This window comes from Undibacterium sp. KW1, from assembly GCF_009937955.1.
In the GTDB taxonomy this organism is placed as follows: Bacteria; Pseudomonadota; Gammaproteobacteria; order Burkholderiales; family Burkholderiaceae_D; genus Undibacterium.
Map to the genome: position 1 here is coordinate 1931810 of NZ_AP018439.1, position 26632 is coordinate 1958441.

A 26632-nucleotide genomic window follows, 5' to 3' on the forward strand; every position below is an offset into this window, starting at 1 on the left:
GAATTATGTCACAAGCGACCGACATTCAAACAAACACTGCAAATCCTGCCACGCCAGCCCGCCCAAATGAAATGAACCTGATCTGGCTGGACATGGAAATGACAGGCCTGGACCCGGATACAGATCGTATCATTGAGGTGGCCGTGGTGGTAACGGATTCACAATTGAATGTACTGGCAGAAGGCCCCGTATTTGCAATTCATCAATCTGATGAAACCCTGGACAAGATGGATAACTGGAACAAGGGCACGCATGGCCGCTCTGGCCTGATCGACAAGGTCAAAGCCTCTACCGTGACTGAAGCAGACGCTGAAGCCGCCCTGATCGCCTTCTTGAAGCCCTATGTGCCAGCAGGTAAGTCACCTATGTGTGGCAATACCATCTGCCAGGACCGCCGCTTCATGGCGCGTGGCATGCCCAAGCTGGAAGCTTTCTTTCACTACCGTAATCTTGATGTATCGACATTGAAAGAACTGTGCCGCCGCTGGAAGCCGGAACTGGCATCTGGCTTCAAGAAGCATCAAAAGCACACAGCATTGGCGGATATTCTGGAATCCATCGAAGAGCTCAAATACTATCGCGAGCATTTCATTAAAGAATAAGCTGTATTCACCAAACTTGTAGCAAATAAGCAAAAAGCCAGGCTGAGACCTGGCTTTTGTTTTTTTGTTTATTTTTTTTATTTATTTGAACGGTCTCAGAACAGCACTAGCCCTTCATAGGGCTTGATTTTCAAACTGTCGAGCCTTGATTGCAAATCACCGACATGCAATTCCAGCTTGTGGCCGTCAGGATCAAGCAGGTAAAGCGAATCACCTTCGCTTTTATTGATTTTCCATAGCGTCAATTTGCCTGCATCTGCCATTTGCTTAAAAATGGCAAAGGACGCAAGCTTCACAGAAAATGCAGTGTAGGTGTATTCAGAGGGAACGCTGGTACGGCAATTCTGGTCCAGCGAGAGGCAAATCCAGTCGTTGCCAGCTTGCAGATAAGCACCGTTTTTCCAACGGGCGACTGGTCTCAAACCCAGTACATCTACATAAAAGCGAAAAGAGCGCTCAAGGTCAGCCACCGAGAGGGTAATATGATTCAAGCCCATGACAGCAGCCACAGGCTTGTTCAAATCAGGCATGCTGATTGTTGAAAGTGCAAAGGGCGATTAAACGCCCAGCAATTCGACTTCAAATATCAGGGTTGCATTGCCAGGGATAACACCACCAGCGCCGCGTGGGCCGTAACCGAGGCTGGAAGGGATAGTCAGCAGACGGGTGCCGCCCACTTTCATGCCTTGAACGCCTTCATCCCAGCCTTTGATCACATGACCAGCACCCAATGGGAAAGAAAATGGCTGACCACGGTCTTTGCTGGAGTCAAACTTCTTGCCTGCACTACCGTCAGGGTTTTGCAGCCAGCCTGTGTAGTGAACATCGACATGGTTACCAGCGACGGCTTCCGCGCCTTCGCCGATAATTTTGTCTTCATATTGCAAACCACTGACTGTTGTAATAGTACTCATTATTTTTTTCCTTTATTCCGCGTTTGTCACGCTACAAAATCGTTGCTGGTATTTGATTCCAGTTATGCTGTTTTCAAGTCCGTATATCGTGTTCCCTGATATTTTTGTTGCTTGCTTTGTAGTGCGATGCAGGCAATTTTATAGGGAAGCATGTTAAATGCCGACGAAAACTCACTGAAATCAGCATCTCTGATCTAAAAAAGCTGGCGCAATTGTAGAGCAAAAGAAAAGATTTTGGTCACTCAGCTTTAGGTTCTTGTTCTGGCAGCAATAGATTCTGGCTTGATTTTGGACAAATTAGGTGAAAAATCTGAAAAACAATGAAAGGAAAGCTCTTTCCTTATTGTCATGCGCTGTAAAATGCCAGTTCGATTTATTTTTTTGCGGTCTTTTTCATGCGTAGTCGTATCTTGTTGTCGTCTTTGGCGTTTTCTTTGGTTTCCGCATTCTCTGCATTTTCTGCACAGGCCAATGTGGTCGTGGTGCTCAATTCGCGCGATGCCACTGTGAGTCTGCTTGATCAGGCCACTTATAAAGAAATCAGCACCTTTCCTGTAGGCAAGGAACCCCATCATTTGATGGCCACCCCAGACAACAAATCCCTGATCGTGGCAAATGCGGTGGGTAATGAACTGGTATTTCTTGATCCCAAGACTGGTCAGATACAACGCCGCATGAAGGATATTGCTGACCCTTACCAGATTGGCTTTTCTCCAGACCAGAAGTGGTTTATCTCTAACTCCCTGCGCCTCGACCGTGTCGATTTCTATAAGTTTGACGGCCAGGAAATGAAGCTGGTACAACGTGTACCACTGGCGAAATTGCCTAGCCACATGGCTTTTGATGCAGCCAGCACGACGGTTTTTATCACCCAGCAGGGCAGTGACCAGATTTCTGCGATTGATCTGGCGACTCAAAAAATCAAATGGACTATCCCGGTGGGCAAGCTGCCTGCAGGCATTTCCATGACACCTGATGATAAATACTTACTGGTCGGCATCATGGGCAGCAATTATGTTGAAGTCATCGATTGGCGCACACAAAAAACCGTCAAGAAAATCAAGGCAGGTGAGGGTACGCATAACTTCCGTGCTCTGGGTGACAAGCGTCATATTTTTGTCTCCAACCGCACTTCCAACGAAATCAATATCCTTGACCAGCAGACACTGGAAATTGTCGGCTCTATTCCCGTCCCAGGCGGTCCTGACTGTATGGAAGTCAGCGAAGATGGCAAAACCCTGTGGGCCACCCTGCGCTGGATCAAGAAAGTGGCTGTCATTGATATTGCCAGCCGCAAGGTCATCAAGCTGATCCCGGTTGGCCGTTCCCCGCATGGCGTGTTCTTTGCCAATCGTGCCGGCAATATGTAAATTGCAGTGGCCTGCACATGTGGCCGTTGTGTCCATGGTGGCCATGCTGTGCTCGCCTGCGGTGATTGCTGCGACTGCAGCGGGCAACTGCAAGGGAAGCATCTACCTGACTTTTGATACCGGCAGCCAGTCGCAGGCAGAATTGATTGCTGCGACCCTGCGCCGTCATCAAATCAAGGCGACTTTTTTCCTGGCGAATGAAAAGACCGTGCAAGGCGACTATTCGCTGGACATGAGCTGGTCACCCTACTGGAAAAAACTGGCAGAAGAAGGCCATGCTTTTGGTACTCACACTTTTGATCATGTCTATGTTGTCGGCGATTTGCCCGATGGCCATATCACCGTCAAACCGCAGTTTGGTGCGCAAGCTGGCCAGACCCTGCAATGGACAGCAAAAGAATATTGCCAGGAGCTGCGCCGTGTCGATCAGCGCTTCTTTGCCCTGACGGGCAAAAAGCTGGATCCGCTCTGGCGCGCGCCAGGTGGCAAGCTCACACCTAATTTGTTGAAAGCCGGGCAGGCTTGTGGCTACATGCATGTAGGCTGGTCACCAGCCGGGTTTTCTGGCGATGAATTGTCCAGCGAAAAATTCAGCAACCCCATGTTGCTCAGACGTGCTCTCGACAAACTCAGGGATGGCGATATTTTCATGGCACATCTGGGTATCTGGTCACGCAAACAGGCCTGGGCGCCAGAAAACCTGGAGCCATTACTTAGCGGCCTTGAGCAAAAATCCTTTTGTTTTGCTACTCTACGCGAACACCCCGCTTATCAAAATTTAAACCAGCAGAAAAAATAATGACTATTTCCGATCTGTTCACAAATCTGCAAGCCTGGATTTTTGAAACGATAGTACAGCCCGCCATGTTTAACCTGGGCCTGGGTGAGTTTGTGGAAGACTCCTATGAAGGCGTCGAATGGTTCATGCTCGGCGTTTTGCAATTGATCGTGCTGTTCATCATCTTGCGCCCGCTGGAATCATGGATGCCCGTGCATGAAATCAAGAACCGCTATGCACGCTGGAATGATTTCATCTATACCGCCTTGCACAGACTAGGGGCGTTTTCCATCCCGGTGTTTTTTGTGCTTGACCCCTTGCTGGATCAACTCACGGCCCTGCTGCACCTGCAAGGCGTGAACCCCTTCAACCTGGAAAACATCTGGCCAGGCATGTTGCAATATCCGGTTCTGCTGTTTTTGGTGTATCTGGTGGTGCTGGACTTTTTTGACTACTGGTATCACCGTGCCGAGCACCAGTTCAACTGGTGGTGGGCATTACACAGCCTGCACCATAGCCAGCGCGATATGAATTTGTGGAGTGATAACCGCAATCACCTGCTCGATGATTTTATCCGCGATATTTATATGGGTTTGATTGCAATTGTGATTGGCGTAGAGCCTGGACAATATGTCATGCTGGTCATGGCATCACAAATGCTGCAAAGCCTGCAACATGCCAATGTACGCATACATTTTGGCCGTATAGGTGAATACCTGCTGGTATCCCCACGTTATCATCGTACCCATCATGCCATAGGCATAGGGCACGAAACTCATGGCAAGGGCACACTTGGCGGGCATAACTTTGCGGTGTTGCTCCCCATCTGGGATGTATTGTTTGGTACCGCCCTGTTCGCCAAAGAATTTGCGCTGACCGGCATACGTGACCAGTTGCCCGCCCCGGAAGGCAGCGCACGCAACTATGGCGAAGGATTCTGGTCACAGCAATGGCTGGGTTTAAAGCGTATGTTTGGATTTGACAAGGAAAAACAATCATGAATATCGCATCCGTGATGCGTGCCTGGGGCAGGGCAGTAGCAGCGCAATTGCATTACCGTATGCTGCTGCTGACTTTTTTGCCTTTTATGGTCGCCCTCATTTTATGGGGCGCTGCCATGTGGTGGGGCTTGCAAGCAATGATGGATTTTATCCAGGCCTGGTTGAGCGAACATGATGGTTTTGCAAGGGTAAGCAGTGTCCTCAACATAGTCGGCCTGATTGCTCTCAAGATGGTGGTCGTACCGCTGGTAGCCATGTGGGTACTTTTGCCATTGATGATATTTACCTCATTGATGTGTATAGCGGTGTTTGCCATGCCTGCTATCAGCAAACATGTGGGCATGCGTGATTACCCTGAGCTGGAACAAAAGAACGGCGGCACGTTCCTCGGTAGCATGGGGCATTCCTTATCTTCTTTCCTCATTTTTGCGCTGATCTGGTTTGTGAGTTTGCCGCTAAACCTGATCCCCTTCGTCGGGCTGGTGCTGCAACCGCTTTTATGGGGCTGGCTGACTTACCGGGTCATGGTGTACGATGCACTGGCGCTACATGCTGATGCAGATGAGCGTGCCAGCCTGATTCAGGAGCATCGCTGGTCTTTGCTGTCTATCGGCATCGTTGCTGGCCTGTTTGGTGCGGCACCTGGTTTGTTGTGGCTGGGCGGGGTTGTCTCTACCCTGTTCTTGCCTGTCATCGCAGGCGTGGCGATCTGGGTTTATGTACTGGTGTTTGTCTTTACCGGCTTGTGGTTCCAGCATTACTGCCTGGAAGCCTTGCAGCGTCACCGCAGCGTACCACCCCAGGCAGGTGCGCCAATTCCGCAAACACTGCCCAGCCTGTAATATAAAAATAAGGAGAAATTGTGGCAATCGGTCTGATTATCGTTGGCGATGAGATTTTATCTGGCAAACGCGAAGACAAGCACATGTCCAAAGTCATCGCTTTGCTGAAGGCGCGTGGCATGCAGCTTGACTGGGTTGAATATGTAGGAGACAACCGCGAGCGCATTACCGCTACCCTGAAGCGCAGCTTTGCCAGTGGTGACGTGGTGTTTTCTACCGGTGGCATAGGTGCGACACCTGACGACCATACCCGCCAGTGCGCGGCAGCGGCGCTGGATTTGCCAGTCGTTCTGCATCCAGAAGCCAAACTCCTGATACAGGAACGCATCATGGATATCGCCAAAGAAAAAGGCGAAGTGGCCGACCTTACGACGCCTGACCATTTGCACAGATTGAAGATGGGCGAGTTCCCGCTTGGGGCCGATATCATCCCCAATCCTTTCAACAAGATCGCCGGTTTTTCCATACGCAACCACTTCTTTGTCCCCGGCTTTCCGGTCATGGCCTGGCCCATGCTGGAATGGGTGCTCGATACGCATTTTTCTCACCTGTTCAATCAGCATGCACAATTTGAACAATCGGTACTGGTGTATGAAATGGCCGAATCCATCGTCACACCTTTGATGGAGCAACTGGAAGCCGATTTCCCACTGATCAAAGTTTTCAGCCTGCCCAGTGTTGGTAGTGAAACTGAACGCAGGCATATAGAACTGGGCGTCAAGGGCGATGAGCAGCAAGTACCAGTTGCCTATCAAAAAATGCTGGAGGGCTTGCAGCAACTGAAAGCCGAATACATCCCTACGCCTGCCAAGCCTGTCTGAACATGCAAAAAATCAAATTCACCCTCTTCAATCTGCGTGATCTGCTGGTTGCATTTGGCCCGATCACGCTGATGGTGGTGATAGTCTGTGGCGTTGGTTACTGGCTGGTAGATCCGGCACCACCGCGTGTGATTGACATTTCCAGCGGACAGGAGAATGGTTCTTATGAGCGCTTTGCCAAACGCTATGCGCAAGAACTGCAAAAAAACCAGATCACCTTGCGCCAGCAAGTGTCGCAAGGGTCAGAAGAAAATCTGAGCCGCATCAGTGACCCTGATTCTGAAATTGAAGTGGGCTTTGTGCGTAGTGGTTCGAGTGATGAAGCACAGGCGCATGAACGTGGCCTTATCTCATTGGGGAGCTTGTTTTATGAGCCTATCTGGGTGTTCTACCGCAGCCCGAAAGAAGTCACTACAATCAGCCAGTTCAAGGGCAAGACTGTCAATGTTGGCCCTGATGGCAACGGCGTCGCCAAACTGTTCAGCCAGATTTTAAGTGTCAACGGCATGTCAGAAGAAGATCTCAGCATACAAAAATTGGCTGATACGCCGGGCACGGCTGCTTTGCTGGATGGAAAAGTTGATGTATTGATTTTTAGCTCTGCCAGTGATTCGCCGCTGGTGCAAATGTTATTGCTGACTCCCGGCATACGCCTGTTTGATTTCGTCCAGGCAGAGGCATATACAAGGCGTTTCCCGTTCTTGTCGCATGTCGTGCTGCCGCGCGGCATAGTCGATATAGGCAAGGATATTCCTGCTCGAGATTATCACTTGATTGCACCAACAGCGACCCTGGTCGCCCATGAAAGCCTGCATCCTGCCCTGATGGGTTTGTTGCTACAGGCAGCGCACAGGATACATAGCGGCGCCGACTGGTTCAGCCGTCAGGGTGAGTTCCCCTCCGATAAATATACAGAAATACCAGTAGCACATGAGGCCGAGAAATTCTATAAAAACGGCCCGCCTGTGTTGCAGCGTTACTTGAGCTTCTGGATTGCCAATTTCATAGAGCGCATGTGGGTCGTCATCGTCGCCCTCGGTGCCTTGTTCCTGCCGCTGTCAAAAATTATTCCGCCCTTGTACGTCTGGCGCATACGCTCACGCATTTACCGCTGGTATGGTCAATTGCGGCTGGTGGAGCAGGCGATAGAAGAAGTCGAATTAGAAGACAGGCATGGCGTTGCAGAGAAACAATTGCGCTATCTCGATGAGATAGAAGAAAAGGTCAATCGTATCACCATACCCTTGTCCTATGCAGAGGAACTATATGGCTTGCGTAGCCATATCGCTTTTGTACGCTCAAGGGTGCAGGCGATGCTGGCTGCATCCATGGGGCAGGCGACGCAGTAATGGAACTGTACTTCCAGTAAGGATTTTTAAAGCAAATTGATGCTTGAGAAAAAAACTACCAGTGAACGCAAATTTGCTGCCCCTCGTTTATACAGACTATTTTTAAAGAGCCTGGCTGCAGTCTTATGCCTCATCTTTCTGTTGCTGTTGAGTGGTCCCTGGCTATTGTATGCATACGGTTTATCAAACATTACAGGCCGGCCCGAACATGCCAAAATCGCGGTGCTCAACCCGGAAGACAAAGCGCTGATCTAGAAAGAATTGAAAGAGCAGGGCGCTATGCAAGTAGAGGTCTTAACGCCCTATGAAATATATTCTCTGTTGCTGGATAAGCCTGACCCTGCTGGCTTACGCTTGGCCGGGTATGTCGCCAGAAACTATAATTACGATCATCTGCAAGACCGCCGTATGGTGAATTGGCACATCTCGGGCGAGGCACTTACTGTGTGGCTGACGCGGCACTGGAGTAGCGATGAATTGCTGGCCAAGGCACTGGAAATTCGTCAAAGCAAGGTAAAACCATAAATTCATCATGAGTCGGTAGCGCAAATTTCGGGGCTGCGTTTGCAGTCTGTGCTTGGCTATTGGCAGTTCATCGCATTTATTGAAGCTTAGGCGCAGAATAATTTAGTATCGCAGCTACATTTAATTTCTTCACTGGGAAAAACATGCTGCGATACGCGATGTTATTGATCTTTCTTGCCCCCTGTCTGGCGACTGCAGCAGATGAAGAACATTGGCTATTGCAAGTCGATAGATGGGGCAATCGCTCTTACCAGACCTTGAGCATTACTGTGAGTGGCAGCAGCATCAGCGGCAAACTTGATGGTGACCAGCTTCTTGGTACGCGTACCGCCAAAGGCATTGCGTTCACGGTAACGGATGCTGACAAGGCCAAGTATTCCTATGTCGGGACAGTCAGCAATGATGCCATGCAGGGCACGGCTGATTTTCCTGATACCAATAATCCGCAGGCAAGAGCCGTACACACATTCAGCGCACGCAGGATACCTGATCGCCCTGCTGGAAGCTCACGAAAATACGATTTTCAGCCCACCGATTATTCCAATGAATTCGACCCGCACCGTTTGCCAGTGCTGACGATCTGGCCAGGTGATACGGTGCATACCAAGACCATAGACTCTGGCGGCGTCGATGAAAATGGTGTCACCAAGGCCCTGTATGGCAATCCACAGACTGGCCCGTTTTTTGTCGGCACTGCCGAGCCGGGTGATACGCTGGTCATCCATCTTAAACGCTTGCGCCTGAACCGTGATTATGCCGACAGCCTCGACAGTATCGTCGGCAGGGCATTGGGTACTTCACTCGCGGCCAAAGCCACAAATCTTGGCAAGCCCATACGCTGGAAGCTGGATAGGGAGCGTGGTTTGGCAAGCCCAGAGAAACCAACAGAGGGTTTGCGTAATTTGAGTTTGCCGGTGCGCCCCATGCTGGGAGGGCTGGCGGTTGCACCTGGCAATGGTTCCCCACCTATATCTACAGGTGACACTGGACGCTTTGGTGGCAATATGGATTTTAATGAGGTCGTTGAAGGTAATACCGTCTATCTGACTGTGCAGCAACCCGGTGCCTTGCTCTATCTGGGCGATGCACATGCCTTGCAGGGAGATGGCGAGACTTCGCAATATGCATTGGAAACATCCATGGATGTGGAATTTGCCGTCGATGTCATTAAAGGAAAATCTGTCAATGCGCCAAGAGTAGAATCACCAACGCAGATCATGGTGCTGGGACAGGCAGGCTCGCTGGATGATGCTCTGCGGGCAGCAACCGGCGGCATGGTGCAGTGGCTGCAACAGGATTACGGTCTCAGCCTGTCAGAGTGCGCGCAGATTTTGGGTAGTGCAATTCATTTCAGTATTCCCAATCTGGCGGGCCGCAGCGTCGGTGTGGCAGCAAAACTCGACAAGACTGTGCTGGCAAACCTGCGCCGTCAATGAGGGCAAGGACCAGAGGGGGGGGGCTGGCTTGCTTCATTGACGAGCTGCATGGTCGGTGTCTGATTACGATTGATGTTTGGCCAGCATGTCACGCAGGCCGGGGTCTGCAATAGCGAACACATCAAATATACCCAAAGCCTTCAAGGCGGGCAGGGCTTCGACTACGGCTGCTTTTGCATCCGCACGTTCGTCCGCTGAACTGTCTGGCCGCAGGTAGGTCTTTGCATTGACCACGAAGGCTGCGACCGTGCCTTTTCTGATAGTCAGGCCGTCAATAGTGGTCGTGTTGATGTGATCTGGGAGTATGTCTTCGGCTTTTATGTTGTTTCCTTGTGGGTGAATGGAGACTGAAGTTTGCGCTTCATGCCCAAAAGTCGCTTGCGATATAATGCCAACATGTGTCGAACTGAGGCCAAACCCTTACCCCTGATTAATCCTGAGCACGCCAATGCGGATGGCGGCTCTATTGCTTACGCTGTCATCAGCAAGACCCATGCGAGGATGACGCCGGAACACAGCCATGCCCGCGGTCAGTTGCTTGCGGCAACGACAGGCGTGCTGGTGCTCGAAGCAGAACAGCAGCATCTGCTTGTGCCTCAGGGCTATGCCATCTGGCTGCCACCATTTATTACCCATGCCTTGCGTACGAGCCATTTGTTCAATGGCTGGAGTGCCTATCTTGCCCCTTCAGAAGTGCTGCCTGCCAAAACCCAGGTGTTTCCAGTATCCGGTTTATTGCGGGAAGCGGTTTTACGTGCGGCGAGCTGGGGTGTCAGCGATCAGTTGAACGCAGCTCAAGAGCGTGTGCTGGCCATTGTTGTCGATGAAGTAGCGAACTTGCCGTCTCAGGATTTTGTACTCGCCATGCCCACCGACCGTCGCCTCGTCAAAATCGCCAGCGCATTATTGGAAAATCCTGGCGACCCGCGCCCCATGCAAGACTGGGCGACCTGGGCAGGCATTGCACCACGCAGCATGACCCGCCATTTTGCTGATGAGACGGGCATGAGCTTTTCTGACTGGCGGCAACGCGCCAGACTCATGCGGGCGCTGGAGTTACTGGCCGCTGGCACAGCAGTGACTAACATCGCACTTGAACTGGGTTACGATAGTCTGAGTGCCTTTATCGCCATGTTCAAGCGGCATTTTGGCGTACCACCGGGCCAGTTTTTGGCAGGCGATCAATGAGTTCTCTTCCATTCACATCACAGGACAAGATATGCTGATCAAACATGAATTTGAAGTCAGGGCCAGTGCCAAGTATCTGTTTGACTTGACCCAGGATTACACGCTCAGGCAAGAATGGGATACTCTGACTACCGAGTCCTATTTGCTGAATGCAAAACAGGCGGCTGTAGGTGCGCAGGCACGCTGCATAGACGGCAATGGCCTGGCGATGGATATTGAATATGTGTCGTACAAGCCAAATGAAGTGGCCGCCGTCAAGATGGTCAGCGGCCCCTATATTTTTGATCAGTTTGCTGGCGGCTGGCACTTCAAGGCCTTGTCTGACGGGCTGACCCGTGTCCGCTTTTCGTATAACATCACGGCCAAACCTCGCTGGCTGTCATGGTTGTTGACGCCTATCTTGTGTCTGAAATTCAAACGCGAGACAGAAAAGCGCATCGTCGCACTGACAGCCTATGCAGAGCGGCAATTTGCTGTCTTGCCGCCCGCGCATCCTGTTGCTTCATAAGGCATTCATGAAGGCCTTGCGTATCTGGCGGCCGCATTTGACTGATTCCACATAAGCCCCGGCTGCCTTATCGTGGCGCGACAGAATGCCATAGTATTTCCTGTCAGGGCTGACCCATGGGTAGAAACCCCATTTGCCCGGGCTGGAGTACGCATCAATACTGCCATTGCCTTTTTCTGATTCTACCCAGTGGTTGTAAGAGTAAGTCCAGGGTTCATTCATCAGCAATATGGGCGAGAACACGACCTTGCCGGGGCAGACAGAAGGCAGGGCACAGACTGCCTCATCACCCAGGTAGCTGCCTATCACCAATTCCTGCTTCATGATCTTTTTCAGGAATAGCGCATAGTCGGTGGCCGTACCCATCATGCCGCCTGCCATTAGCGGATCAAGCGCAGCCATGTTGAAACCCTTGCTCAGGCCTATGGTGTTCTGGTATTCCGTATCCAGCTGGTTTGCCGTGAAATTGCCCAGGCCAAGGTCCTTGACGGCCAGCTTTTGGTCATGGCCGCTGTCGTAATCAAATTTGTTGATGGTGTTCTGGTTGGGCTGTTCGGTATTGTCGCCCATGCCTGCCGAGTAGCAGGCGGAGACATTTGTTGTACCAGCACAGGCATCTTCATTGAAGCCGGTATAACCTGACATAAAGCGCAAGCCATCCTTCAGTGTGTTGTTGCTGCGTACCTGGTTGATGCCTTTCTTTTCCAGCACGTAGGCGCCAAATATCCATTTCGAGGCAGAGGCAATATTGAAGTAAGTGTTTGATTTAACGCTGCCAGCGCCTTGCGAAGCAGAGACTATGGGAGCATTGTCGGTGGCATTGCCGATTTCCCAGTAAAAATCGCCCAGCTTGTCGGTGGTGCACATGGGGTCTGTGCTTGCAGTATTCTTTGCTGCCGCGATGGCAGCGGTAAGGCGGATAGTAGAATTGGTAGCACTGGCCGAAACGGGTGGTACAGCGTCACTTGTAGTGCCAGGACTGCCAGGGCTACGAGGGTTACCATCGCCACAGGCACTCAGCAAGCTGGCTGCAGCCGCCATGGTGGCAAGGCTCAGCACGGAAGCAGGATAGTTCATGTTATCTCCAGTAGGGAACAGATAATGGACAGGCCCGCTTGTCAGATCGTGAGGTGCAGGCCCGCTGTCAGAAACTGTAAACATGAATCCTGTAATTTTGATGGAAGAGTTTCTCGTTCACCGCAATATGGCAAAATGAAGGAGTAATCTTTGTTACCACATGTTTCAAACTCCATGAATCCTGCCACTACCGTCCTGCTTGTAGAAGATGACCCCATGATCGCCCGTACCTTGAGCATGGGCTTGCGCTATGAGGGTTTTGAACTCAGCCATGCAGGCTGCATCGCTATCGCCATGAACTTACTGGAGCAGCAGGCCTTCGAGTTGATATTGCTGGATGTCGGTTTGCCTGATGGTGACGGCATCAGCCTGTGCAGGGCTCTGCGTGCATTGCACCCGGCAACGCCGATATTGATGTTGTCTGCCAGGGTTGATGAAAGCGCCGTGGTCGCCAGCATGGAAGGCGGTGCCGACGATTACATACGCAAGCCCTGTGGGCTGCGGGAACTTAGTGCCCGTATGCGCCGTCTATTGGTCAGGGCACAGCCAGCCAGGGAGCCAAGGGCGGTCATCAGCTTTGGTGATATCGAGATGGATGTACAGCGCCGCAATGCCAGTGCCAGAGGAGTAGCGCTACAATTGGGCAAGAAAGAATATGATGTGCTGATGTTGCTGGTGCGTGCCAACGGTGACGCCATCACCCGTGAGCAGATACTGAGTCAGTTTGAGGACAGTAATATCATTTACGACCGCACCATTGATTCCCACCTTAGCCATTTGCGCCGTAAATTAAAGGATGCCGGTGCGACTGAGCGTATCGTCGCCATTTATGGCATAGGTTATAAACTGGAGCATACATGAGTCGTTCATTATGGTTGCGGTTTTTTGCGATCAGCGTATTTTTTGCATTGCTGCTGAGTCTGTTCTATCTGTGGATGATCAGGGAAGTAACCACGCGCCCCGGGGATGAAGTACAGCGCAGCATGTATCTGTTTATTGCCCGCATTGTGGAAGGGCATGATTACGCCGAGGGGCTGCGTCTTGTACAGACTTACCGCAGCGAGTCACCGGCGATCCCGCTGGAAATGTGGATAGTGAATGCAGACAATCAGATACTCGCGAGCAGTCCGGCAGATGCCGTTCCACCAGCCGCGCTTTTGCAGCGTACCAAACCAGGAGTAATCCATGAGGTAGCAGCACGTGGGAGATTTTTTTCAGGGACGGCTGCGTCTGCCATTGTGCGTTTGCAGTCAGACCAGCCCAGTTATTTGCTGATACACAATCCGGGTACACCTGCACGTGGCGCATTTTTTACCATGGCGACCTTGTTCGTGGTGACACTTGTTACTGCAATTTTGCTGGGCCTGTTATTGCTGACGCTATATCTGCGTATGCGGTCGGCAGAAGCGCGGCGGGTGATTCAAGACATGGAGGCTGGTAACCTGAGCGCACGTTTTACCTCTGGCCGGCTGGATGCCATAGGTGGGCTGATGCAGCATTTCAATGCCATGGCCAATGAAATACAGCGCTTGGTCTTGCGACTACAAGCCATAGAAAAAACCAGGCGCGAACTATTGCAAGAGCTGGGCCATGATTTGCGCACGCCATTGACCAGTTTGCGTACCGCGATTGATACCCTGTCTGTGCATGGTGACGCGATGGAACAGCAGGAACGTGAAGAGTTTTTTACTGTCGTCAGTAATGAACTGGATTATTTCACCAAGCTCATCGATGACTTGTTCTTTATCGCCAATATTGATGAACCGCGCTACCGTAACCAGGCCAGCAGTGTCGATTTACGCGACTTGCTTAAAACCGAAACAGGCCATGCCGTGCACATGCAACAGCAGGCAGATGAGGCCATAGAATTTGTGCTGCAGATAGATGCTGACTGTGAGCAAGGTAGTCAGCACGGCGGGTTTATTACCGGTGATACTTACCTGATATCCAGGCTTTTGCGCAATGTTTTTGAGAATGCTGGCAGATATGCGCAAAGCAAAGTCCGGGTACGCCTGTCTGCCATTGATACAGTGCTGGTATTGACGATTGAGGATGACGGTCCCGGTTTGTCTGCCGATGCCATGTTCCGCTTTGGCCAGAGGCGCGACACTCGCCTGCTGTTCCAGGGTTTGCCAAGCAGGCAGGCTGGAATATCGCTGGGCCTGGGTTCAGTCATTATCAAGTCTATAGTCGAATTGCACGGCGGCCATTACGAGATAGCTAATGGCGAAGCCCGAAGTGAGTACCCCGGTGCACGCCTGGGATTGACTTTTCCCCGGCGATATTCCTGATCAGCGAATTAAGCCTGAGTTTGGTACTGTTCTCAGTACTGGTGGCTCATGGATTGTTCTTTGCTTTTGGGGCGTGACTTCGCGAGCGTGGATTTTAATTGCGAATCCGTGATACGGAAGGTGTCCCTTTTGTCGCCCATCAGAGCGCGCAATTCCTTGATCGTGAGACCACTGATCTCATGCATGCTGATCATTAGCGACGCACCTATAGGCAAGCGCAAGTGGCGGATTTTGCTGATCACCGGTGGTGCCACGTCCAGCATTTTTGCCAGTGCCGCATCATTTTTCAGATGCAGGCGCCTGATGAGCGTATCAAACAGGTGATTGGGGTTGTACTTGACCTTGTCGGACTGCAGATTGAGCAGGCTTATCATTATTTCTCCTTGGCGTTTCTTGAAAAATTGAAACGATGTCAAAGAGCTTAATAAAGATATAAAGTTTTGTATGTGCGATAACTCACATAGCGCCCACATACTGCTTGAAAGCAGATTCAGTGAGTGCTGTTTTTCAAGGCTTGCGCCAGTAGCTGCAAAGCCTGCCTCAGTTTTTCGTCATCCATGGCAAGCAGATTATCGCCTACATACCATTCAAACATGCACTGCCCGGGTAAGGCAGTGTGTACGGCATTATTGAATAGCCATATCCCGTGTTCTTGCGCGATGCGGTTGCGTATGGTGATAGCAGTATCCCGGTCTATCGGCAGATACAGGTGCAGCATATTGCATTGTGGTGCGGCGGGATTGGTTTTGAATTCGGGATACGCGCGCAATTCTTCAAACAACCATAGGGTGCGGGCAAAGCAGGCGGGCAGGGCAGCCAGCCTTAGATCAAACTGCATCGCAGCAGCGACGACATAGGGGCTGCGGCGGAATACACTGCCACCTTGCCTGTGCATCCAGACGCGTGCTTTGGCAATGAAATCGGCACTGCCCAGCAGCATGGCACCACCCAGGCCAGCTATACCTTTGTAGAACGAAACATAGACTGAATCAAAACCTGCACTTACTTCTGCCAGGCTTCGGCCATAACCGGCGGCAGCTTCCCACAGGCGCGCTCCATCCATATGCAGGTGTATATCCTGCTGGCGACAATGGGTTTTGATGGCGTTCAACTCTTCCCAGTCAGGTAACTGCCCGCCTATCTCGCGCATGGGTAATTCATACTGTGCCGCAGCGATTTTCTCGGGCTGGGCCTGCAAATTCTTCAGTGTCCAGGGGCGATATGGGTTGCCAACCTGCACGGCCTTGAAATGATCGAGCAACTGAAAATTGCTTTTTTCATGGACCAGGATATGCGAGCTCGCATGCAAGGCGACCAGCGGGCTGCCCCTTTCTTCGCAAGCCAGACGCAAGGCTGTAACCTGGGTCAACGTGCCGGTGATACAGAACAGACCTGCTTCCATGCCCAATAAAGCAGCGATCTTGCTTTCGAAAGATTGCACCAGTTCACCCTCACCATAGGTGTCATGTTGCACCTGATGCTGCTCTGACCAGGCTGCCATGCGTGCAAAGGTTTCTGCAGGCGTGATGGCACGATGGCCAGGCAAAGTGGTATGACAATTCTGGCGCAGTGCGCTTATTTCAGCGTCGGTCACAAGGTTCTCCAGCAATTTGTTTCAATCAGGCATCAGTATGCCATGTCAGTACCATCACTTGTACGCTAAAATCGTGGGATATATTTACTTCAACTGGTGTAACGCATGTCATCACATACAGACCATACTACCGCCTTCATCACACCCTATGAAGCCGGTAACCAGAACCAGACGACCACCTGGCAAGCCTGCATACAGTTTTACCAGGACCTGGCAGCGCAATTTCCAAACATCCTGCAATTCAGCCAGATCGGTGTTTCTGATAATGGCAAGCCCATTCACGCCGGTATCGTGACTGTCGATGGCGTATTTGAGCGCGAGCGCATCAAACAGGAACAACGCACGGTATTTTTCAATAATAATGGCATACACCCAGGTGAGCCTGAGGGTATCGATGCCTGTATGGCGTTGGTACGCGATTTTTGTATCCAGCCTGAACGCCTCGCGGCGCTGGGTAAAACGGTATTCCTGTTCATCCCCGTGTATAACGTTGATGGCAGCCTGAACCGTCAGGATACTTCACGTGTCAATCAGGATGGGCCAGAGCAGTTTGGTTTCCGTGGTAACAGCCTGCACCTTGACCTGAACCGCGACTTCATCAAGTGTGATAGCGAAAATGCCCAGGTCTTCAACCGCTTTTTCAGCGAATGGAGCCCGGACGTCATGGTTGATACGCACACCTCAAATGGTGCTGACTACCATTACACCATGACCCTGATACAAACTCAGGCAGACAAGCTGGGCCATGGTCTCGGCCCCTACTTGCGCAACACCATGTTGCCTGCCATTTATACAGAAATGCAGGAGCGTGGCTGGCCGACTTGTCCCTATGTGAATCCCGTCAAGGACAGCCCTGATCATGGCATAGAAGATTTCCTGGAAACACCACGGTTTTCTACCGGTTATGCAGCCCTGCATCACACCATAGGTTTCATGCCTGAAACCCATATGCTGAAGCCTTTTGCCGACCGCTATGCCTCCATGCGCGCCCTGGTGGAAACAGTGCTCGCATTCACGGTTGCCCATGGCGCAGAGATACAGGCGCTACGTGCGCAAGCACGTGAGGCTGCCAGCCAGCAACCGCAGGCAGCAGTGCATTGGGTGGCCGACCATGGACAGCCTTCCAGCTTCATGTTCAAGGGTTACCAGGCCGTGTATAGCCCCAGCGTGCTGGGTAATTACACCCGCCTGTCTTATGACCGTAGCCAGCCGTGGGAAAAAGCCATCCCTTATTACGATCACTTTGTCGCTGATATCACAGTCACCCAAGCCAGGGCTTATCTGATACCGCAAGCCTGGCGCGCAGTCATAGAGCGCCTGCAATGGAATGGCGTCCAGATGCAAAGGCTGGAAGCCGATACCAGCTTGCAGACCGAGGTTTATCACATACAGTCAGTGCAATCACGTCCGCATGCCTATGAAGGCCATATGTTCCATGACGATGTGCAGTTGCTGCCGACCAGTGCTAGCATGATTGCCAATGCAGGTGATTATCTCGTCCCACTGGATCAGCCAGCGGCACGCTATATAATCGAAACCCTGGAGCCCCAGGCGCATGACAGTTTTTTTCGCTGGGGCTTTTTCAATAGCGTACTGGAAAAGAAAGAAGCTTATTCAGATTATGTCTTTGAAGACACCGCCACCGATATCCTCAACACCGAGCCAGAAGTCAAGGCAGCCTTTGAGCAATGGAAGCAGGAAAACCCAGGTTTACTCAGCGACCAGCAAGCGGTTCTCGATTTTATTTTTAGCCGTTGTGCAAGATTCAAGGAACCAGAATGGCGCCGCTACCCTGTGTTGCGCATAATGCATTGATTTTTTGAAATTTGTTACAAGTTTTTACAGAAACATAATAGAATCTTCCGTGGTGTTACCTCGTGTTTTATACAACGGAAATTTATTGAAAGGTTAAAAATCATGTCTAAATTGCTTGAATATTTGAATACACTGGATAAAGATGCGGATGCGTTGACTTCGCACAGAAGCGACCCTGGTGCTGCAATGACTAATTTTGGTTTGACAGCGGAAGAACAGTCAGCGGTTTTGTCTGGCGACAAGGCTGCTGTTGCCGGGATTGTTGGGATTTCGGCAGATGAATTGCCAGCGATTGATTCCATTGAAACTACGCCCAATCCATAAGCAATATTTAGTGTATCTGATGAACTTCCGGCACTTTAAAAGTACTGTATTAGCCATATTACTTTTTGCCGGAAGTGCGGTGCCATTGCTTGCGTACGGTGCAGATGAGAAAACGATAGACGAGCTGTTTGCGCAGGCCTCAAGGGAGATCAAAATTTCTCCTGAAAAGACTTGGGAAACTCTGAGCAAGCTTGAGGAATTTCGTGCGTCGTTTAGCATCACGCAAAAAAACCGGCACCTGCTTCTTAGTGCGTCTGCCTTGGGTTATCGAGGGCGGCACAAAGAGCGGGTTGAACTGGTACGTGCAAACGTTGAGCAGGTTGCTGACCCTGATTATCGCGTTCGTCTCTTATATCAGCTTTCAGCGGGCTATACCCAGCTAGGTGAATTTGAAAATGCTCTGTTGGCGATGAATCAGGGTATTTTACTGTTACCTAAGCTCACCAATCAAATTGCAAAGATGGATACCTTGCAGGCCGCGATTACGCTACACAATTCTTTGCGTGCGTATGATGAAGCATTTGCTTATTCGGAGCGCTTAGTTGAAATCGGCAAAGAAGACGAGAGTACAGGTGTGAAGTGCATTGGTATTGCTAACCAGGTAGAAATTAATTTGCTACGTGGAGAGCGACAACGTGCCCGCTCCATACTACCTGAAGCAATCAAAATATGTGAAGATCGTGGTGCAACAGTAATTGTGCAAATATTGCGCTCACTTGCTGCTGTTGATTTGATTGATTCGGGAAATTACCTCCAAGGGAAAGGTGCTGGAATTCAGCTATTGGCAGATTTTTTGGAAGTAAACAAAAGTTCTGACTATCGTACTCAACTTGAGGAAGCATTGGCCAGAGCGTTCTTAAACTCTGGCAATCTTGATCAGGCTGAGCGTTATGGACTACTGGCATATCAGCATGCAAAAAGTGGTAATGCTGTTCAGTTAATGGAGAAAACTTCAGAAACGATGGCCAGTATTAAACGTGCGCAATCACAGTTTGCTGCTGCACTTGAGTACTATGAGGCTGCACTGGTTCTGAAAAACCGTGTACTTGACGATCAGTTACATAAAAATCTTGCTTACCAGCGTGTGAAATTTGATGCGCAAGACAAAGCTATACAATTAAGTTTGCTGGAACAGAAAAATAAAATTCTTGCGGTTGAGCGAGAGCTGGAAAAAAGAAATAATCAAAATCTTATATTGGCAATTGCGTTGGTAGCAGTAATTTTAGTGTTGTTGTCACTCTGGCTGATCAAAACCTTGCAGCAAAAAAATCAATTTCGCCAGTTTTCGCAAACAGACGGTTTGACCCAGGCAGCTAATCGCATGCATTTCATCAGCTTTGCCAATGAAGCATTCAAATTACGTACAGGTAGCGTCAGCATCATCCTGTTTGACATGGATTTATTTAAAAATATTAATGACACGTATGGTCATGCTACGGGTGATTGGGTATTGAAAAACGTCAGTGAAACCGTCAAGACACATTTGCGCAAGGTTGATTTATTTGGGCGGCTGGGTGGTGAAGAGTTTGGTATTTGCATGCCAGACTCAAGCCAGGCCTCAGCCCTGCAATTGGCAGAGCGCTGCCGTATGGCAATCACAATGATAGATACAGAACCTAGTGGTCATAAATTCTCACTATCTGCCAGTTTTGGTGTAGCGACAGTAGATGGGAATGGACTCAAGAATTTTGATGAAACCTTGGAAGCGGCTGACAAGGCACTTTATATCTCCAAAGCCGAAGGTAGAAACTGCGTTAGTGTCTTCAGGCAAACACCATAGATTTTCTGATGATAATTTGCTAAAAATAGTTTTGCTTTAGTTAATGCTTGAGCTTAGAATCATTCTTGGTATTACCCCTGAAAGTTTTGCCAACCAAGGAGAAAAGTATGTCTAAGTTGTTAGATTATCTGAATGCTCTTGATACTAGTGCTGCTCTTATTCAGGCGCACAAAAACGATGCACTACAGGCAGCACGTGATTTTGGTTTATCCGTAGATGAACAGGTTCTTATCCTGCATCAGGACAGACGTGAAATATCCGCTTTCCTGGATTTGCCGTTCAGGGATTTTGATGCTATTGATACGACAGAAACTTACTTTGAATCATGGGAAATTGCCAGTGACGAGCAAGCTCCATTTGAGCAAGAAGTTATCGCTTAATACTTGTTTATGAAAAACACTTTTTGCAAACGCAATGAAGATGAAAAGTGTTGGTAGTAACGCTATGTGTAGAGCCGGATCATCATTGTTTCTGGCTCTATTTTTTTATTTGCAACTTCTTTTACGATATTCACTCCTAAAAATCTATGACAATTCAAAAGCAAGGATCACTCGTCTGTGTGGGTACTGGTATGCGTATGGGGGGGCAATTGACACCAATCGCGCAAAGCTATATCGAAACTTTTGATATCGTCGTCGCTGCTGTGCCGAATATCTTCACACGCAAATGGTTGCAGGGTGTCGCAAAAGAATATATCTGTCTGAATTCCTATTATGAAGACATGAATATCGAGGGCAAAAATCGCCGCGATACCTACAGACGTATGGCTGATACTATCCTTGCAGAGATGCGCAAGGGAAAACGTGTTTGCGCGGCCTTTTATGGTCACCCCGGAATTTTCGCTTGTATTTCTCACATGGCAATTGCAGACGCTAGGGCAGAGGGGTATCAGGCACATATGGAACCTGGTATTTCAGCTCTCGATTGCCTGGTTGCAGACCTGGGCATAGACCCTGGTACCTATGGCATGCAATCGATGGAATCAACGCAATTCATGATTTACCACCGCACTATTGATACCACGGCACTGCTGATACTGTGGCAGCCAGGTATTGCAGGTGAGCTGGCATTGAAAAAACTTGAAACCAATGAAGAGTATTTGCAGATATTGGTCAACAAGCTTGCACGTAGCTATTCATTGGATCATGAAGTGATTTTATATGAAGCTGCGACTGATCCTTTGGAAAAAACACGTATAGACAAGATACGTCTTGGGGACTTACCGCGGATGACACTCAAGCAAATCACTACTCTGGTGATACCCCCATCCAAATCGCTGGAAAGAGACCAGTCAATTATCGATGAGCTCAATGCAATCGCTGCACAGAGAGGGCAGGTCCAGCAAGCAGCTTGAGAGCCATGATAGCTCAGGTTTTGCCCGTGCTCTGGCGTTAGACCCCTTTAAACAGGAGGGGGCACATAAATGCTATTGCTTGCATACCAGTGACAATATCCTTTAAAACTAACTAAATGCTAATTTGATCAATATATTGATCTGAGCCCGTAGGTTACAAATATCTGCTTTCAATTTGATTTACACTTAATTAGAATCATTTGCGTGCGACAAAATGGTTTGTCAACAAGTTGGAGGATACTGATGAAAAAAATGATCAAAAATACATTGCTGGGTCTGGCTTTGGCCGGTGGTTTGTCGGTAGCTTGCGCTGAAGGCGTAGATACCTCTGTTGATGGCATTTTCAATGCGCTGACAACGACAAGTAATTTGCAGGCTACGGTTGATAACCTGGTTGCCAGCGGTGCCAATCCACAATCCATCGTTTCTGTTGCTGCCGCAGCTGGTATTCCTCTGGATACCGTCAAGGATTTGCAGGTATGCGTGAACTCTGCTGCACCTGATGCAACAGTGCTCAGTGCTTCTTGCATGAGACAGCGTAGCCTGGTCACTGCCTATGCGGCAGGCGTGAATGATCCTATGAAATACCTGCCTGCAACTGCTGCTGGCAAGCGTCAAAGCAAAGAAGTCAAAACGAACTAATCAATTGGTTCAGGATGGCAAAAAAGCAGACATGTTGAACATGTCTGCTTTTTTTATTTGGTGGCACCCCGCGATTTGCTGCCGTGACCGTGGCAAGTGAGGAGAGTGTTCTCAGGCCTTCTTCCTCAATGGCTCCAGCAATTCTTTGAGGTTGTTGTGATCGATCTCATACATCAATTCCAGTAGCCGGCCTATCTCCCCTTTGGGGAAACCTTCCCGCGCAAACCAGCCCAGATAATTGCCGGGCAGGTCAGCGATGACAGTATCCTTGTACTTGCCATAGGGCATCTTGAAACTCAGCAGTCTTTGCAGATCGTCCGCTTGCATGAACTAGTCCTCGGATTTCTTGCCAGACTCAACGGGTGGCGGCGTGCTGGTGGCAGGCTGGCTTGCGCTTGTCGCCGTTGGGGCCGCTGGGGCCGCAGGCGTTACACCAACGGTCTTTTTTTCTTCTTCCATATCCTGGATATAGGGAACCGCATCCAGGTAACGATCGACGAGTTCAAAGAACTGCTCATAAAACTGGCCAGTAGGAATGGTTTCGCTGGCGACCTTGACCAGGGCATCGTCAGTTGAGCCAAATGGCAGTGACACTGAACCCAGGGCGCTGACGCCTATGCTCGCTGAAGTATTACTCTTTTTCAGGGAATAACGGTCACGAACGGCATTCGCAAAAACGGTCGTGCTATTGCTGCCTTTGCTGTTGGCCACACAGACGACGTTAAATTCAATTTCTGCGTGAATGTCTGCCTCTGGCTGGTATTTCCTGCGGCCTTTGAGTACGGAAGGTTTCCATTCACTGATGACGTAACCTTGGCTGAGCAAGGCACGGCGCGCTGCCTCGCAGGCACTTTTTTCAGTGCCGGGAAAGGCGCGGGTGAATACGCCGGTAGCACCAAATTCTTCGTGCTGCAAGCCAGTGTGCTTGGTGGTAGTGCAGGCGCTTAACATGCTAAGCCCCAGGGCGAAGCTGAGAGGTAGTAAAAGTTTGCGGTGAATCATCTTTATTTCAATAGTGCGGATAAAAGCGCAGTGCACTGACACTCAGGCCAGCGCTTCTTTGGCGGCTTCTTCCGGAGTTAATCCATCAAAAAACAGATCGGTGAACCACTCTATCTGTTCTTCTATATGATCCTGAGCCTGGCTCACGGTGGCACCGCCAGCGACGAGGAAGCCTTCTACTTCAGTACACCAGGCTATCAATGCCTCGGTTTCCGGGTCTAAATCATTCTTTTTTGCCATGATGTTTCTTTCTTGCTTATAAATGCGTAAGCCGTATTTTAACTTGGCAGCGCGATGGAGGTGTTACCGCCGCATTAAATACCAGACAAGAGCTGCCAGATTATTAAGATATAACGCAGTGAGAGGGGATTTGGGTGACAGGTGCTGTGGAATATTTTTAGGCCAAAGATATTATCACGGAGACCCAGAGAGATTCTTTCAAGCGAATGGCAGATGCAAGCAAAAAACGATAGGCGCGGCCAGATGTTCGCGGCTGAAGCCGCTCCTACAAAATTTGCAAACCGGGCAGGCGCAAAGAATTTCTCTGTGCCCCTCTGTGCAAACTCTGTGTCTCTGTGTTGAGAGGTTTTAGAAACTACCGGCAAACTGATAACGCTTACCCGGATGCCACATCGTCACACAGGTAGCGATCATGTCGCGTGATCTGGTCGTTCTGTGCAAGACCAGACAGGCTTCTTTGGCTGAGATATGCAGCATCTCGGCGATCTGTTTAGGTGGCAGCACTGCCTCTATGCTGTAATCAACTCCTTGCAAGGGCGCGACTGCCACCAGGTATTCATTAGGCGTCATGGTGCTGAAGTCTTGTTGCAGGTATTCTGGAGTGACACTGGAGTTGACCCAGCGGTCTTCAACCTGTATCGCCACATCGTTCTCAAAATGGACGATGACGGAATGGAATAAGCTATGGCCCGCCTTGACCTGGAATTTTGCTGCCAGTTGCTCGCTCGCGATTTCTGCTTTTAACTCATGCAGTTCGCTGCGGTGAGTATGGCCACGTGAGCGGATTTCTTCTGCGATGCTTTTGATTGCCACCAGCGTTGCCTGGTATTTTTGTTGTGCCACATAAGTGCCTGAGCCCTGTATGCGCGTCAGGATTTGTTCGCTGGTCAGTTCGCGCACGGCGCGGTTGACAGTCATGCGCGAGACACCAAACTGGCTGGCCAGCGCAGTTTCGGCGGGGATGGCATCGCCTTCTTTCCACTTGCCTGACTGGATTTCCTGGAGCAGGGTATCTTTGATGACTTGAAACGCTGGGGTATCTGGCTTGCTGGGTTTCACAGTATGGCTGACATGGGAGTGATAGGTGTTTGCATTTTCTCATAGCATAGCGGTGATAGCGAATATATTGGCAGGCACTGTCACTAAGTGTCACTAAGTGTCACTTGGTGTCACTTACTATCCCTTAATCTCACTTCTTGCGCGGTGACGCAGAAAATTTACCGGCAATATCCAGCTCACGAAAACGCATGAGGATGAAATCGACAAACAGCCTGGTCTTGGCTGGCATCAGCTTGCTGCTGGCGTAGTAGAGGGAAATGGGGCCAATATCCGCATACCAGTTGGGCAACAGGCGTAGCAATGCGCCGTTTTCCAGGTAAGGCATGCAGCCTGGGCACCATGGCAACACCCAAATCCAGCAAGGCAGCACGGCACATGGCTTCCGGGTCATCCATGATGATGCGCGTCTTCAATTCTATGTGTGCTTCTTCACCCGCAGCATTGCGCAGCGTCCACGAGCGCAGCCTGCCACTTTTTGGCGAACGGCGCATGATGCCGTCCAGATGAGCCAGGTCTGCGGGTTTTGCTGGCATTTTGTGAGCCGCGATATAGGCTGGCGAAGCGACCGGTATGACATGAGCACGCCCGATTTCACGCGCAATAACACCCGGCACCAGTTCTATGCCACCGCCTATGGCAACATCAAAACCCTCAGCGATGATATCTACGCTGCGGTTGTCAAAATGCAGGTCGGGTATGACATCAGGGTAGGTATTAATAAAATCATTCACCGCAGGCAAAACATAATCTCGCCCAAAGGCCAGTGCCAGGCTGATCTTTAATACGCCAGCGGGTTTGCCTGCGACACTTTCTACATTTGCCAATGCGGCCTGTATGCTGTCCAGCCCGCCCTTGATCTGCGCCAGAAATACTTCTCCCGCCTCCGTCAGCATCAGGCTGCGCGTGCTGCGCTGAAACAGGCGTATGCCCAGCCGCGATTCCAGCTTGGCGACGTTCTTGCTGACAGCCGCTGGCGTCAGGCCCAGGTTACGTGCTGCCTGGGAAAAGCTGCCTGCCTCGGCACTACGAACGAAAGATTCTATGCTCGCCAGTGTCTCCATGATTTCCTCTGCCTTCAGTCTTTAATTTTGATTATTAGCTTCAAGCTACTTTCAACCTTTGGTTGAAAGTAATGTTATTGATTATGGACTACTTGTAATCATTTAAAAAGCACAAAATAGCTACATCCAATCACGGATTAAAGAAATTAAACCGAATCAAACTTAAGTAAGCCAACTACACAGGAGAACGACATGACACAAGCACTCAACACACAAGCACTTAGCACACAAGCAAATACATCCAAAGCAAACCTGGCCGGTAAAACAGCACTGGTCACTGGCGGTTCACGCGGCATAGGTGCTGCCATTGCACGCAAGCTGGCAACAGATGGCGCAGCAGTTGCGATCACTTATTCCAGCAGTGCACAGCAGGCAGAACAACTGATTGCGGATATACGCTCAACTGGCGGCAAGGCATTGGCTATTCGTGCTGATGCGCAAGATGCAGATGCCGTCAAACAGGCAGTGGCAAAAACGGTCGCAGAATTTGGCGGTCTTGATATCCTGGTCAACAATGCAGGGGCGCTGGTCGCCGGTGGCATTGCAGATATCAGCATGGATGATTATCAACGCCTGATTGCTGTCAACGTGACAGGCGTGTTTGTTGCCTCGCAAGAAGCGCAACGCCACATGAAAGAGGGTGGCCGCATCATCAATATAGGCAGTGTCAACAGTGATTATGTGCCAGTACCTGGCCTGTCGCTGTATGCGCTGACCAAGGGTGCGGTAGCTTCTTTCACTCGCGGCCTGGCACGTGATCTGGGCGCACGTGGCATCACCGTTAATAATGTACAGCCCGGCCCGGTTGATACAGAAATGAATCCGGCCAACGGTGCTTTTGCCGACACCATGCGCAGCTACATGGCGACCGGAAAATATGGCACTGGCACACAGATCGCCAGCCTGGTTGCTTATCTGGCGAGTGAAGATGCAGCATTCATTACCGGTGCCAACCTCAAGGCAGACGGTGGCTTTGATGCCTGATATGCTTGATGCGGGCGGATAAAAAAATGCATGAATCAAAGAGCCGGATTGCTTGCAGGTTAGTGCAGCGCAGCC

General features: G+C 50.2%; 30 protein-coding genes and 1 pseudogene. 20 read left to right on the top strand and 11 right to left on the bottom strand.

What is annotated here, in order from left to right; all coding sequences use genetic code 11:
- Positions 1-5: 5 nt before the first annotated feature.
- Positions 6-602, top strand: coding sequence for an oligoribonuclease (gene orn / locus UNDKW_RS08535; protein ID WP_162040688.1), 597 nt, complete (start codon positions 6-8; stop codon positions 600-602).
- Between the two features lie 95 nt (positions 603-697).
- Here the strand turns inward: orn and UNDKW_RS08540 are convergent, their stop codons facing one another.
- Both UNDKW_RS08540 and UNDKW_RS08545 read right to left on the bottom strand, forming a co-directional pair.
- A complete protein-coding gene (locus UNDKW_RS08540; protein WP_162058356.1) occupies positions 698-1132 on the bottom strand; it encodes a VOC family protein in 435 nt (144 codons plus the stop codon).
- A gap of 27 nt (positions 1133-1159) precedes the next feature.
- Positions 1160-1516: an FKBP-type peptidyl-prolyl cis-trans isomerase gene (locus tag UNDKW_RS08545; protein ID WP_162058357.1), complete on the bottom strand. Its 357-nt coding sequence runs from the start codon at positions 1514-1516 to the stop codon at positions 1160-1162.
- Between the two features lie 395 nt (positions 1517-1911).
- On the opposite strand from UNDKW_RS08545, the gene UNDKW_RS08550 reads away from it, so the two are divergent.
- The 8 genes from UNDKW_RS08550 (at position 1912) to UNDKW_RS08585 (ending at position 9638) form a co-directional block, all read left to right on the top strand.
- Positions 1912-2886: a cytochrome D1 domain-containing protein gene (locus tag UNDKW_RS08550; RefSeq protein WP_162058358.1), complete on the top strand. Its 975-nt coding sequence runs from the start codon at positions 1912-1914 to the stop codon at positions 2884-2886.
- A 34-nt stretch (positions 2887-2920) separates the two neighbouring features.
- A complete protein-coding gene (locus UNDKW_RS08555) occupies positions 2921-3685 on the top strand; it encodes a polysaccharide deacetylase family protein (RefSeq protein WP_162061840.1) in 765 nt (254 codons plus the stop codon).
- Entirely contained in the window at positions 3685-4665 is a 981-nt protein-coding gene (locus UNDKW_RS08560) for a sterol desaturase family protein (RefSeq protein ID WP_162058359.1), read from the top strand. Before UNDKW_RS08555 ends, UNDKW_RS08560 begins: the two co-directional genes overlap by 1 nt.
- The gene (locus tag UNDKW_RS08565) at positions 4662-5507 is read left to right on the top strand and encodes an EI24 domain-containing protein (RefSeq protein WP_370529100.1); all 846 of its coding nucleotides are present in this window, start codon (positions 4662-4664) and stop codon (positions 5505-5507) included. The genes UNDKW_RS08560 and UNDKW_RS08565 overlap by 4 nt, the downstream gene beginning before the upstream one ends.
- A gap of 20 nt (positions 5508-5527) precedes the next feature.
- Positions 5528-6328: a molybdopterin-binding protein gene (locus tag UNDKW_RS08570; RefSeq protein ID WP_162058360.1), complete on the top strand. Its 801-nt coding sequence runs from the start codon at positions 5528-5530 to the stop codon at positions 6326-6328.
- A gap of 2 nt (positions 6329-6330) precedes the next feature.
- The gene (locus UNDKW_RS08575; RefSeq protein WP_162058361.1) at positions 6331-7677 is read left to right on the top strand and encodes a TAXI family TRAP transporter solute-binding subunit; all 1347 of its coding nucleotides are present in this window, start codon (positions 6331-6333) and stop codon (positions 7675-7677) included.
- 279 nt (positions 7678-7956) lie between these two features.
- Positions 7957-8202 (top strand): hypothetical protein, encoded by a 246-nt coding sequence (locus UNDKW_RS08580; RefSeq protein ID WP_162058362.1) that lies wholly within the window; start codon positions 7957-7959, stop codon positions 8200-8202.
- A 143-nt stretch (positions 8203-8345) separates the two neighbouring features.
- Positions 8346-9638: an acetamidase/formamidase family protein gene (locus UNDKW_RS08585; protein WP_162058363.1), complete on the top strand. Its 1293-nt coding sequence runs from the start codon at positions 8346-8348 to the stop codon at positions 9636-9638.
- Positions 9639-9701: 63 nt separating this feature from the next.
- On the opposite strand, the gene UNDKW_RS08590 is transcribed toward UNDKW_RS08585, so the two are convergent.
- Complete coding sequence (locus tag UNDKW_RS08590; RefSeq protein WP_162061842.1) at positions 9702-9959, bottom strand: hypothetical protein; 258 nt, start codon at positions 9957-9959, stop codon at positions 9702-9704.
- A 75-nt stretch (positions 9960-10034) separates the two neighbouring features.
- On the opposite strand from UNDKW_RS08590, the gene UNDKW_RS08595 reads away from it, so the two are divergent.
- Both UNDKW_RS08595 and UNDKW_RS08600 read left to right on the top strand, forming a co-directional pair.
- On the top strand, positions 10035-10826 hold the full coding sequence (locus UNDKW_RS08595) for a helix-turn-helix domain-containing protein (protein ID WP_162058364.1): 792 nt from the start codon (positions 10035-10037) through the stop codon (positions 10824-10826).
- Between the two features lie 31 nt (positions 10827-10857).
- Positions 10858-11334 (top strand): type II toxin-antitoxin system RatA family toxin, encoded by a 477-nt coding sequence (locus tag UNDKW_RS08600; protein WP_162058365.1) that lies wholly within the window; start codon positions 10858-10860, stop codon positions 11332-11334.
- Here UNDKW_RS08600 and UNDKW_RS08605 read toward each other — a convergent pair.
- A complete protein-coding gene (locus tag UNDKW_RS08605; RefSeq protein WP_162058366.1) occupies positions 11329-12411 on the bottom strand; it encodes a hypothetical protein in 1083 nt (360 codons plus the stop codon). The two genes, UNDKW_RS08600 and UNDKW_RS08605, sit on opposite strands and share 6 nt — an antisense overlap.
- Positions 12412-12561: 150 nt before the next feature.
- On the opposite strand from UNDKW_RS08605, the gene UNDKW_RS08610 reads away from it, so the two are divergent.
- Together UNDKW_RS08610 and UNDKW_RS08615 are read left to right on the top strand one after the other, a co-directional pair.
- Entirely contained in the window at positions 12562-13272 is a 711-nt protein-coding gene (locus tag UNDKW_RS08610; RefSeq protein ID WP_197893122.1) for a response regulator transcription factor, read from the top strand.
- Entirely contained in the window at positions 13269-14702 is a 1434-nt protein-coding gene (locus tag UNDKW_RS08615; protein WP_162058367.1) for a HAMP domain-containing sensor histidine kinase, read from the top strand. The genes UNDKW_RS08610 and UNDKW_RS08615 overlap by 4 nt, the downstream gene beginning before the upstream one ends.
- 32 nt (positions 14703-14734) lie before the next feature.
- Here the strand turns inward: UNDKW_RS08615 and UNDKW_RS08620 are convergent, their stop codons facing one another.
- Complete coding sequence (locus tag UNDKW_RS08620) at positions 14735-15076, bottom strand: hypothetical protein (protein ID WP_232063311.1); 342 nt, start codon at positions 15074-15076, stop codon at positions 14735-14737.
- 116 nt (positions 15077-15192) lie between these two features.
- Complete coding sequence (locus UNDKW_RS08625) at positions 15193-16296, bottom strand: low specificity L-threonine aldolase (RefSeq protein ID WP_162058368.1); 1104 nt, start codon at positions 16294-16296, stop codon at positions 15193-15195.
- Between the two features lie 105 nt (positions 16297-16401).
- On the opposite strand from UNDKW_RS08625, the gene UNDKW_RS08630 reads away from it, so the two are divergent.
- From UNDKW_RS08630 to UNDKW_RS08655, 6 genes are all read left to right on the top strand, one after another.
- A complete protein-coding gene (locus tag UNDKW_RS08630; RefSeq protein ID WP_162058369.1) occupies positions 16402-18111 on the top strand; it encodes a M14 family zinc carboxypeptidase in 1710 nt (569 codons plus the stop codon).
- A gap of 102 nt (positions 18112-18213) precedes the next feature.
- Entirely contained in the window at positions 18214-18435 is a 222-nt protein-coding gene (locus UNDKW_RS08635; protein WP_162057051.1) for a hypothetical protein, read from the top strand.
- Positions 18436-18454: 19 nt separating this feature from the next.
- Positions 18455-20215, top strand: a complete 1761-nt coding sequence (locus UNDKW_RS08640; RefSeq protein ID WP_162058370.1) for a GGDEF domain-containing protein — start codon at positions 18455-18457, stop codon at positions 20213-20215.
- 107 nt (positions 20216-20322) lie between these two features.
- Positions 20323-20595, top strand: a complete 273-nt coding sequence (locus tag UNDKW_RS08645) for a hypothetical protein (RefSeq protein ID WP_162058371.1) — start codon at positions 20323-20325, stop codon at positions 20593-20595.
- Positions 20596-20741: 146 nt separating this feature from the next.
- Positions 20742-21569: an SAM-dependent methyltransferase gene (locus tag UNDKW_RS08650; protein WP_174247577.1), complete on the top strand. Its 828-nt coding sequence runs from the start codon at positions 20742-20744 to the stop codon at positions 21567-21569.
- Between the two features lie 243 nt (positions 21570-21812).
- The gene (locus tag UNDKW_RS08655; protein ID WP_162058372.1) at positions 21813-22211 is read left to right on the top strand and encodes a hypothetical protein; all 399 of its coding nucleotides are present in this window, start codon (positions 21813-21815) and stop codon (positions 22209-22211) included.
- Between the two features lie 111 nt (positions 22212-22322).
- On the opposite strand, the gene UNDKW_RS08660 is transcribed toward UNDKW_RS08655, so the two are convergent.
- The 5 genes and pseudogenes from UNDKW_RS08660 to UNDKW_RS08680 form a co-directional block, all read right to left on the bottom strand.
- Positions 22323-22538 (bottom strand): DUF3820 family protein, encoded by a 216-nt coding sequence (locus tag UNDKW_RS08660; protein ID WP_162058373.1) that lies wholly within the window; start codon positions 22536-22538, stop codon positions 22323-22325.
- 3 nt (positions 22539-22541) lie between these two features.
- Positions 22542-23213, bottom strand: a complete 672-nt coding sequence (locus tag UNDKW_RS08665) for a DUF2242 domain-containing protein (RefSeq protein ID WP_162058374.1) — start codon at positions 23211-23213, stop codon at positions 22542-22544.
- Between the two features lie 42 nt (positions 23214-23255).
- Positions 23256-23453, bottom strand: coding sequence for a hypothetical protein (locus tag UNDKW_RS08670; protein ID WP_174247578.1), 198 nt, complete (start codon positions 23451-23453; stop codon positions 23256-23258).
- 348 nt (positions 23454-23801) lie between these two features.
- Entirely contained in the window at positions 23802-24512 is a 711-nt protein-coding gene (gene hutC, locus UNDKW_RS08675) for a histidine utilization repressor (RefSeq protein ID WP_162058375.1), read from the bottom strand.
- Between the two features lie 130 nt (positions 24513-24642).
- Positions 24643-25573: pseudogene (locus tag UNDKW_RS08680) on the bottom strand (LysR family transcriptional regulator).
- Positions 25574-25765: 192 nt separating this feature from the next.
- On the opposite strand from UNDKW_RS08680, the gene UNDKW_RS08685 reads away from it, so the two are divergent.
- Complete coding sequence (locus tag UNDKW_RS08685) at positions 25766-26557, top strand: 3-oxoacyl-ACP reductase family protein (protein ID WP_162058376.1); 792 nt, start codon at positions 25766-25768, stop codon at positions 26555-26557.
- Positions 26558-26632: the final 75 nt, after the last annotated feature.